This window comes from Protofrankia sp. CiP1_Cm_nod4, assembly GCF_982290645.1.
Genome location: NZ_CEVIVC010000001.1, coordinates 165,446 through 175,655, shown reverse-complemented (window position 1 = coordinate 175,655; position 10,210 = coordinate 165,446). Strand labels below are relative to the sequence as shown.

General features: G+C 70.8%; 8 protein-coding genes. 7 read left to right on the top strand and 1 reads right to left on the bottom strand.

Annotated elements, in window-relative coordinates; genetic code table 11:
* The first annotated feature begins 1 nt into the window (after position 1).
* The 4 genes from AC5LSR_RS00695 to AC5LSR_RS00680 all read left to right on the top strand — a co-directional run bounded on the left by AC5LSR_RS00695 (position 2) and on the right by AC5LSR_RS00680 (position 4,842).
* On the top strand, positions 2 to 790 hold the full coding sequence (locus AC5LSR_RS00695; protein WP_493468058.1) for a 2-keto-4-pentenoate hydratase: 789 nt from the start codon (positions 2 to 4) through the stop codon (positions 788 to 790).
* On the top strand, positions 787 to 1,836 hold the full coding sequence (locus tag AC5LSR_RS00690; RefSeq protein ID WP_250283945.1) for an acetaldehyde dehydrogenase (acetylating): 1,050 nt from the start codon (positions 787 to 789) through the stop codon (positions 1,834 to 1,836). The genes AC5LSR_RS00695 and AC5LSR_RS00690 overlap by 4 nt, the downstream gene beginning before the upstream one ends.
* Entirely contained in the window at positions 1,833 to 2,960 is a 1,128-nt protein-coding gene (gene dmpG, locus AC5LSR_RS00685) for a 4-hydroxy-2-oxovalerate aldolase (protein ID WP_250283943.1), read from the top strand. Before AC5LSR_RS00690 ends, dmpG begins: the two co-directional genes overlap by 4 nt.
* Positions 2,961 to 3,093: 133 nt before the next feature.
* A complete protein-coding gene (locus tag AC5LSR_RS00680; protein ID WP_250283941.1) occupies positions 3,094 to 4,842 on the top strand; it encodes an AMP-binding protein in 1,749 nt (582 codons plus the stop codon).
* 93 nt (positions 4,843 to 4,935) lie between these two features.
* On the opposite strand, the gene AC5LSR_RS00675 is transcribed toward AC5LSR_RS00680, so the two are convergent.
* On the bottom strand, positions 4,936 to 6,222 hold the full coding sequence (locus tag AC5LSR_RS00675) for a LuxR C-terminal-related transcriptional regulator (RefSeq protein WP_250283938.1): 1,287 nt from the start codon (positions 6,220 to 6,222) through the stop codon (positions 4,936 to 4,938).
* Between the two features lie 774 nt (positions 6,223 to 6,996).
* On the opposite strand from AC5LSR_RS00675, the gene AC5LSR_RS00670 reads away from it, so the two are divergent.
* From AC5LSR_RS00670 to AC5LSR_RS00660, 3 genes are all read left to right on the top strand, one after another.
* Complete coding sequence (locus AC5LSR_RS00670) at positions 6,997 to 8,148, top strand: acyl-CoA dehydrogenase family protein (protein WP_250283936.1); 1,152 nt, start codon at positions 6,997 to 6,999, stop codon at positions 8,146 to 8,148.
* Positions 8,149 to 8,153: 5 nt separating this feature from the next.
* The gene (locus AC5LSR_RS00665; RefSeq protein ID WP_250283951.1) at positions 8,154 to 9,068 is read left to right on the top strand and encodes an LLM class flavin-dependent oxidoreductase; all 915 of its coding nucleotides are present in this window, start codon (positions 8,154 to 8,156) and stop codon (positions 9,066 to 9,068) included.
* A 668-nt stretch (positions 9,069 to 9,736) separates the two neighbouring features.
* A partial coding sequence (locus tag AC5LSR_RS00660; protein ID WP_493464290.1) for a hypothetical protein occupies positions 9,737 to 10,210 on the top strand: 474 nt, incomplete at its 3' end.

Genomic DNA, 10,210 nt, shown 5'->3' with positions numbered 1-10,210 from the left:
CCTGGAGCGGTACCGGCAGGCAGCCGACCGGCTGACGGCGGCGGCCCGGCAGCGCCGGCCCTGCCCGCCCGTGCGGGACCTGCTGGGCGCGTCGGACATCGCCGCCGCGTACGCGGTGCAGCAGCTGCTCACCAAGGCGGCGGTGGGAGCCCACCGCCGCCTCGTCGGGCACAAGATCGGGCTGACCTCCCCCGCCGTCCAGCGACAGCTCGGCGTCGACCAGCCCGACAACGGCGTGCTCTTCGCCGACATGGCCAGGGCCGAGGACACCCCGATCGACCCGGCGGACCTGCTCCAGCCGCGGATCGAGGCCGAGGTGGCGTTCGTCCTCGGCGCCGGCCTCGACCAGCCCGATCTTGATCTTGGGACGGCGCGGGCCGCGGTGGCCCAGGTCCTGCCGGCGCTGGAGATCGTCGACAGCAGGATCGCGAACTGGGACATCAGCATCGTCGACACGGTCGCGGACAACGCCTCCTGCGGCCTGTTCGTCCTCGGCGCCCACCGCCAGCCGCTCGGCGACCTGGACCTGACCACCCTGACCATGGCCATGACCGCCGACGGGCAGGTGGTCTCCGAAGGCGTCGGCGCGGCCTGCCTCGGCGACCCGTGCCAGGCGCTGCTGTGGCTGGCACGCACCGCCCGGGAGCTCGGATCCCCGCTGCGCGCGGGCGATCTGGTCCTCTCCGGCGCGCTCGGCCCGATGGTCCCCGTGACGCCCGGCAGCACCTACCGGGCGACCATCGCCGGGCTCGGCACCGTCACCGCATCCTTCCGGAAGGATCTGCCATGAGCACCAAGGTCGCGGTCATCGGCTCAGGGAACATCGGCACCGATCTGATGATCAAAGTCATGCGGCTATCGTCCACTCTGGAGATGGCTGCCATGGTGGGCATCGACCCGGACTCCGACGGGCTGGCCCGCGCGGCCCGGCTGAAGGTGCCGACCACGGCGGACGGTGTCAAGGGCCTGATCGACCTGCCGGGCTTCGACGAGATCGGCGTCGTGTTCGACGCGACCTCGGCAAAGGCCCACCTGGCGAACGCGCGCGCGCTGGCCGGGTACGGCAAGCGGCTGGTGGACCTGACCCCCGCCGCGATCGGGCCGTACGTCGTCCCGGCGGTCAACCTCACCCAGCACCTCGACGCGCCCAACGTGAACATGGTGACCTGCGGTGGGCAGGCCACCATCCCGATGATCGCCGCGGTGTCCCGGGTGACCCGCGTCCGCTACGGGGAGATCGTGGCGTCGATCGCCTCGAAGTCGGCCGGCCCGGGCACCCGCGCGAACATCGACGAGTTCACCGAGACCACCGCGCGCGCCATCGAGGTCGTCGGCGGCGCGGACGTCGGGAAGGCGATCATCATCCTCAACCCGGCCGAGCCGCCCATGATCATGCGCGACACCGTGCTGTGCCTGGCGGACGACGCCGATCCCGGCGACATCCGCGCCAGCATCGCCGCCATGGCCGCCGAGGTGGCCCGCTACGTGCCCGGATACCGGCTCAAGCAGCAGGTCCAGATCGCCCCGGTCGACCCGGACGAGCCGCTGCGGACCCTGGTCGGCGACGCCGGCCCGCGGCCGGTCTGGAAGGTGTCGGTCTTCCTGGAGGTCGAGGGAGCCGCCCACTACCTGCCGGCGTACGCCGGGAACCTCGACATCATGACCTCGGCCGCGCTACAAACCGCTGAACGACTGGCCGCCGCGGGGCCACCGGCCGTCGCGTGGCCCGCGGCGGCGGGGGAGCCGGTAGCGTCACCGTCGGTGACACCGGCAGCGTCACCGGCGGTGACACCGGCGCTGTCAGCCGTCCCAGCCAGCTCGGAGGTGGCCCTGTGACCCCGCCCAGGCTCTACATTCAGGACGTGACCCTGCGGGACGGCATGCACGCCATCCGTCATCGCCTCGCCCCGGAGCGGGTACGCACGATCGCCGCCGCGCTGGACGCCGCCGGCGTGGACGCCATCGAGGTCGCCCACGGTGACGGCCTGGCCGGCGCCAGCCTGACCTACGGGCCGGGCAGCAACAGCGACTGGGAGTGGATCTCCGAGGCCGCCGAGGTGATCACCAACGCCGTGCTCACCACCCTCCTGCTGCCGGGGATCGGCACCATCCACCATCTTGAACGGGCCTTCGACCTCGGCGTCAGGTCCGTGCGGGTGGCCACGCACGCCACCGAGGCCGACATCAGCCCGCAGCACATCACCCGGGCCCGTGAGCTCGGCATGGACGTCTCCGGCTTCCTGATGATGAGCCACCTGGCGCCCCCGGCCGAGCTGGCGCGGCAGGCGAAGATCATGGAGGACGCCGGCGCGCACTGCGTGTACGTGACCGACTCCGGCGGGCGCCTGACGATGGGCGACGTCCGCGACCGGGTCCGCGCCTACCGGGACGTCCTCGACCCGGCCACCCAGATCGGTGTGCACGCCCACGAGAACCTGTCGCTGTCCGTGGCCAACTCGGTGGTGGCCGTCGAGGAAGGCGTCACCCGGGTCGACGCGTCGCTCGCCGGCCAGGGCGCCGGCGCCGGCAACTGCCCGATCGAGGCGTTCATCGCGGTGGCGAACCTGCTGGGCTGGCAGCACGGCTGCGACCTGTTCGCGCTCCAGGACGCCGCCGACGACATCGTCCGCCCACTGCAGGACCGGCCGGTGCGGGTGGACCGGGAGACGCTGGCCCTCGGCTACGCCGGCGTCTATTCCAGCTTCCTGCGGCACGCCGAGCGGGCGGCCCGCGAGCACGGGCTGGACACCCGCGACATCCTGGTGGAGGTGGGCCGCCGCGGCCTCGTCGGCGGCCAGGAGGACATGATCATAGACGTCGCGCTCGACCTCGTCGCGGCCGGCGCCGCCCGGGGCGGCGCGGTTCCCACCGGCGTTGGCGGCAACGACGCCGTCCTGGCCGGCGCTGTCGGCGGTGGCGCCGTTCCCGCCGGCGCTGTCGAAGCCGGGCGGCCCGGGTGAGCGCGGCGGCACCGGCTGCCGCGCACCGGCCGCCGGTCGTACGGATACTGGTCGTACAGTCGCTGACCGCACAGCTGAGGGCCGCGCAGCCGGGAGTCCCACCGCTCACGGAGTTACCACTCAGGGAGGACAGTTGACATCGCAGACGCCGGGTGCAGGTGGTCTGGCCGCGTTCCGCGCGGCACGGGACTTCCTGCTCGCCCACCGGGAGGACTACGACAGCGCGTACGCCGGGTTCCACTGGCCGGAGCTGACGGAGTTCAACTGGGCGTTGGAGTGGTTCGACCATCTCGGCGCCGACCCGGACAGCTCCGGCCGGACCGCGTTATGGATCGTCGAACAGGACGGCTCGGAGCGGCGTCAGACCTTCGCGCAGCTCTCCGCCCGCTCGAACCAGGTGGCCAACTGGCTGCGCGGGCGGGGCGTGACGCGTGGTGACCGTATCGTGCTCATGCTGGGCAACCAGGTCGAGCTGTGGGAGACGCTGCTCGCGGCGGCAAAGCTCGGCGCGGTCGTCATCCCGGCGACCACGCTGCTCGCGCCCGCCGACCTGCGGGACCGGATCACCCGTGGCCAGGCCCGCTACGTCGTCGTCGGCACGGCCGACACCGACAAGTTCGCCGACGTGCCCGGCGAGTACGACCGGATCGCGGTCGGAGCGCCGGTGGCAGGCTGGGCCTCCTACGCCGACGCGGCCCAGGCGCCCGCCGCGTTCGTCCCGGACGGTGTGACCCGGGCCAGCGACCCGTTGCTGCTCTACTTCACCTCGGGCACCACCGCGGCCCCGAAGCTCGTCGAGCACACCCACGCCTCCTACCCGGCCGGGCATCTGTCGACGATGTACTGGATCGGGCTCACCCCCGGTGACGTGCACCTGAACATCTCCTCGCCGGGCTGGGCCAAGCACGCGTGGAGCAACGTCTTCGCTCCCTGGAACGCCGGGGCCACCGTGCTGATCTACAACTACAGCCGGTTCGACGCCGCCGCGCTGCTGGCGCAGATCGACCGGTGCGGGGTGGACAGCTTCTGCGCGCCCCCGACGGTGTGGCGGATGCTGATCCAGGCCGACCTCACGGCGGTGCGCAACCCGCCGCACAAGATCGTCGGCGCGGGTGAGCCGCTCAACCCCGAGGTCATCGAGCAGGTGGAGAAGGCCTGGGGGGTGCGCATCCGGGACGGCTTCGGGCAGACCGAGACCACCGTGCAGATCGCCAACTCACCGGGCCAGCTCGTCAAGCCGGGCTCCATGGGACGGCCCTCGCCCGGGTACCGCGTCACGCTGGTCGACGTCACCACCGGGAAGCCGGCGGAGGAAGGTGAGATCTGCCTGGACCTCGCCCAGCGCCCGCTGGGGCTGATGGTCGGCTACCGCGACGACGCCGTGCGCAACGCCGAGGCGATGGCGGGTGGCTACTACCACACCGGTGACGTGGCCTCGCGGGACGCCGACGGCTACATCACCTACATCGGCCGCGCGGACGACGTGTTCAAGGCGTCGGACTACCGGATCTCGCCGTTCGAGCTGGAGAGCGTGCTGATCGAGCATCCCGCCGTCGCCGAGGCCGCCGTCGTCCCGTCGCCGGACGCGATCCGGCTGGCGGTCCCGAAGGCGTACGTGGTGCTCGCTGACGGTCACGCGCCCGACCGGGACACCGCGCTGTCGATCCTGCGCCACGCCCGCCAGCAGCTCGCGCCGTACAAGCGGATACGCCGCCTCGAGTTCGCCGAGCTGCCCAAGACGATATCCGGCAAGATCCGGCGGGTGGAGCTTCGCCGCCGGGAGGAGGAACTGCACCCGCTCGGCGCCGCCGTGGACACCGCGGGCGGTGCGGCGGCTTTCCGTGAATACCTCGACGAGGAGTTTCCGGAGCTGCGGGGGTGACGTTGTTCCCGGAACGGCGGGAACGGTCCTGCCCGGGCCCGCCGTTCCGGGGCACGCCGGTAACGGCGCGCCGGGAGCAGGCGTCCGATTGTTTCAGCTGTGCCAGTGGGATTTCTTCCCGGAGGAGCCGGTGGGTTCCGGCTGACGACGCTGCATCGTGTTCAGATAGCAGGATACCGCCTCCGCCCGGTTGGTGGCCCCGAGCTTGCGCAGGATGTGTTTCACATGCACCTTGACGGTGCCCTCGGAAACCATCAGGCGGGTGGCGATCCGCGCGTTGGTGGCACCGTCGGCCATATGCCGCAGAACTTCGATCTCCCGGCGGGTCAGGGGTGAGTCCACAACGTCTTCGATCGCTCTGGCCAGCACGTTCGTCCCGATATCCCGGACGGGCTCGACAGGCGCGCCGGGGAGTTTCAGGGAGCCGGGGGGTTTCAGGGAGACGTCGTCCTCCGTGAAGGAGGCCATCAGGTCGGAGATGCCCGCCGTATAGGTGCACAGCTGGTCGCGCAGGGCCAGCATCCGGTCGGCGAACACGGCGCGCTCGATCGCGTAGCCCAGGCCCTCCATGAACAGGCCGATGGCCTCGCGGTCCAGGGTGTCCACGTGCCGCTGGTCGGTGTATGCGTCGGCGTGCATGAAGCCGATCACCGTCGACATCGACACGATCGGTGCGGCGACGTAGGAACGCGAGCCGGTAACGATCTTTAACAGGGGATGTACCTGCGGGTTCGCCTGGGCATCCTTGATCAGGATGGGCTGCCGCCGGTGGACCATGCCGGTCTCCAGCACCTGCTGGTCGAGCAGGACGGGGTCCGTGCTGCCGGCCTTCACCATCAGCGCGGCAAGACCCGGGTCGCCGCGGACATAGGCCGACCTCGCCACCCAGCGGGAGTTCTGGATCTGGGACAGCAGGGCGCGGCCGAAACCGAGTTTCTCGACTTCGGCGGGCGCCCTGGTGATCAGGTCCTGGACCGTGGAGAGGTCCCGCAGCCGGCTCAGGGTATTGCGTACGTCGGCCAGCGTCGACGTACGCTGGGCCAGCATCGCGTCACGCAGGGATATGCGGGCCTGACCGAGCCGGGTGAGTGCCGCGATCAGTTCCGCATGCGTCTCCGCGCCGATCCGCTCCACGCCGGCGGCGAGCCGTTCGGTAATGGCGTCCTGGGCCGCCGCCAGGGTCATCTCCGCGGTATGTGGATCCAGCGGGGTGATGCTCAGCGGCGCACAGTCCCAACCGGTCAGCCTGGCAACCAGCTGGAGAATGGAACGCGCGCGTTCGAGTTCTCTGCGCGGCAGTTCGGGACGGCGGGAGAACCAGCCCTCGCCCCGCGCCGGGTACGGGCGCCCGCCGCCATCACCGGCGTTGGTCGTGGGCATGATGGCCTCCGTTTCCTCGTCATCGAGAGCCGTCCGGAACTCGAATCGCGGTCGGTGCCGCCGGGGCGACATGCGGGCCGGTCCGCCTGACGCGGAAAGGCGTTGCTGGTCCAAGAGGCATTGCTGGTCCAAGATTGAACAGTAGGACGACGGCGCGCTCCGGGCCAGCGCGCGCCGGGTTCCAAGAGGGTTCTGAAGGGATTCCGCGAGGCCCGCTCCGGTGCTTGGTCGTCAGCGTACATCCGTTTGGTGCGGGGCCCGGTGTGGCTGCCGGGCATGCCCCGCCGGCGGCCGGTTCCGGTTCTCGTTGGACGCTGGGTTCTCACGTTCCGTAATGATCTGGACCGGCTCGGCGGAGGCCCGCCGTGCCGGCGCCCGCCGTGCCACCGTACCGGCGCGTCCCGCGGGCCCGAGGCCGTGACCATCGGTACAGGGCGCTGACTCGTTGCCGGTCGGTCCTGGCTGGGTCATGATGCTGAAAGGCCGCATGTGGCGATCTTGCGGATGTTGTGGTGTAACCGGACTGGGCACCGGTGCCCCCGATCCGGTCGGGATGCCGGTGTCCCACTGTCGGCGGCCGTGTCCCGGCGGCGGCGTCGGTGACGCGGCATCACCGGCGTGCACCTGCCGGTAGCAGGCTGTGCGCGATCGTGGCAAGGAGATCGTCTTTTGTGGCGGCGTGCTGGTGCGGCGTCGTCCTGGGCATGGGACAGGCACAGCGGCCAACGCGATCGTAGCTGTCGCGTTCCGCGCCTTATTTTAAGGCGGAATAAAATGATCTCTTTCGAGTTCTCCGAAGAGCAGGAGGACTTTCGGCGTGCGCTCGTCCAGTTCACTGAGGATGTACTGCTGCCCGGCTATCGGGACCGGGCGGCCCGGACGGATTACCCGTTCGGCATCCAGCGTCAGCTCGCCGATCTCGGTGTGCTCGGTATCGGCCTGCCCGAGCAGTTCGGCGGCACCGGCATCGAGGATCCGATCACGCTCGGGCTGGCCGCGGAGACACTGGCCTACGGCGACGTGAACATCGCGTCCGCGCCGGTGCAGGTCGGGCTCGTGGGGTCACAGCTGGCGCACGGCAGCGTGGCCGTGCAGAAGGAGTACCTGCCACGGCTGATCGCCGGTGAGATCACGGTGGCGATCGCGCTCACCGAGCCCGGCTCCGGATCCGACGCGGGCGCGCTGCGCACGGTCGCCGAGCCGGTGGCCGGCGGCTGGCGGCTGCGTGGCGAGAAGACCGCGATCTCGTGGGCCTGCAACGCCACCGCGGCGCTGATCTACGCCCGCGAGCCGGGGTCCGCGCGTTCGCAGGGGGTGAGCTGCTTCGTCGTCCCGACCGACGCCCCGGGTGTGACCGTCAGCCACCTGCCGGGGATGGGCTGCCTGCCGCTGGGCTGGGGGTCGATCCACCTCGACGAGGTGTTCGTGCCGACGGAGAACCTCATCGGTGAGTACGGCCGGGGCTTCCACAGCGTCATGAACCACTTTGATTTCAGCCGTGCCGCGCTGGGCCTGATGTGTCTCGGCGCGGCCCGGGCCAGCCTCGACGAAGCCGCTGACTACGCCCTGCAGCGGGAGGCCTTCGGCCGTCCGATCGCCGAGTACCAGGGCGTATCTTTTCTTCTTGCCGAGCAGGCAACCTATCTGGAGGCCGCCCGGTGGCTGTGCTACCGGGCGTTGTGGCTGCGCCATGCCGGCCGGCCGCACACCGCGCATGCCTCCATGAGCAAGTGGTGGCCGCCGATTGTCGCCAAGAACGCGATCGAGGCGGCGATGAAGATCTACGGAAATCTCGGCTACGCGACCGAGTTCCCGCTGCAGCAGAGATTCCGCGACGTCATGGCCTATCTGGTCGCGGACGGCACGGCGGAGATCCAGAAGCGCATTATCGCCAAGGACGTTCTGGGTGGGAGGCACAGGAATTGATCACAGTGGGGCTGGACGTGCACGAGTCGATTCTCTCGACGAGCCCGCGGCAGCGGCGTGATCTGCTCGGTCGTGCCCAGGCCGCGGGGCTCGACCACGTGGTCGTCGCCGACCACGTCAGCTTCTACGGCGGCCGGGGCTTCGACGGGCTGGTGTCCGCCACCGCCGCCCTGACCAGCAACGACGATCTGCCCGTGCTGCTGGGCGTCTACCAGCTCGCGCTGCGGCACCCGATGACCGTCGCCCGCCAGCTCGCCTCGGTCTCCCAGCTGGCGCCGGGCCGGCTGATCCTGGGGGTCGGCGTGGGCGGGGAGGACCGCTCCGAGCCGCTCAACTGCGGCGTCGACCCGTCGACCCGGGGGCGCCGCCTCGACGAGAGCCTGCGCGTGCTGCGCGCGCTGGCCTCGGGCGAGGCGGTCGACCACAGCGGGGAGTTCTTCGAGCTCAAGGACGCACGGGTGCTGCCGGCCCCGCAGCCCAGGATCCCGATCGTGATCGGCGGCTCGTCGGCGGCCGCGGTACGGCGGACCGTACGCTTCGGTGACGGCTGGCTGGGGATCTTCTGCTCCGCCCGGCGCTTCGCCGCGACCCGCGAGCAGATCGCCGAGGTGGCCCAGCAGGAGGGCAGGCCGCTGCCGTCCTGGTACGGGCTGAACCTGTGGTGCGGGATCGACGCCCAGGCGAGCAGGGCCAGACAGCTGGTGGCCGAGCGGATGGAGCGGCTCTACCACCTGCCCTACGAGAAGTTCGAGCGGCTGGCGCCCGCCGGCACGCCGCAGCAGGTCGGGGAGTGGCTGCTGCCCTATCTGGAGGCCGGCTGCGAGCACCTCACGCTGGTGGCGACCAGCACGAGCTGGGAGGCCGGCGTCGAGCACACGGCCGAGGTGAAGCGCTACCTGCTCGAGCACGCGCCGGCCTGATCCGCCCTGGGCGCGCCCGGCCCTCGTTCCGCTCCGGGCGCGCCCGCGGGAGGCCCGGATGTTCTTACCGGCCGACATCAACAAACTATCAACGCGAAACACCGGCCGAACAAGCAGCGTACGATCATGCTTTCCGCGCGTTCTCCCAGCTCCCGGGGAACCCGGGCCTGCTGCCGGCGGGAAAGCCGTTCTCCGGGTGGGCCATGGCCTATCCGATGACCTGCCTGGTGGCCCACCTGTCGTCGTGAGCTCGTTGCCGTCGGGGGAAAGCCTCTCTTTGGAGGGGCAACTACCCCTCCACCGGGAGATGTGATCCGGCACACAGAACGGTACCGTTCGTTCCTGGCGCGTTGCCTCGCCGAGCTGTTCCCGGCAACGCGAATACCGTAACAATCCCGGTCGGCGATGGCATCACAGGAGGAGATGCTGCCGTGCTGGTAGACCGTCAGACGCGTGCGGGACAAACATTGCCCGCGGTCATCCCGTCGAGGATCTCCACCGGCAGTTGGTGAGCCTGGCCAGAGCGGGCGTGAATACTCGCGCCCGCGTTTCGCCCTGGATTATCCGGTTGCCGGAACGGCTGTGATGAACCGTGACGCGCACACGGTCCGCCGAGTGCGCGTCACACCGCCGGCCGGCTCGGTACGTCGACGAAAGGAGGCATGGGCATGGCCGGTTCCACGGGGAACGGCTGGCTCGACGGCGTGGACATGACCGCCGTGGTGCGCGGGAGCTCGCGTGGGTTCACCGTGCTCGTCCTCGGCGGGCTCATCGCCCCGGCCGTGGCGACGGTGTCCGGGGCCCTTGGCGTGCTGATCCTCACCGGTTCGGCCGCGGCCGCCTTCGTGGCGGCGGCGCTGCGCCAGGGAACGACCACCGACGGTGGGCGACATGGCGCGCTGGCCGCGGTCGGGGCCTATCTGCTGGTACTCCCGCTGGTACTGCTGGCGCAGGCTGGACGGAATCCGGCGCAGATCTCGATGACCCTCGCCGCCGCGGTGGTCGTGGGGTTCGTGGCCGGCTCGGTGACTGCCCGGCGGCGGCCCGCCCACGGCCGCGCTGGTGGCGCCAACACCCACAGCGCCGCCGCTGGCCGTAACGCCGCCGCTGGCCGCAGCGGTGCCAGTGGCCGCAGCGGTGCC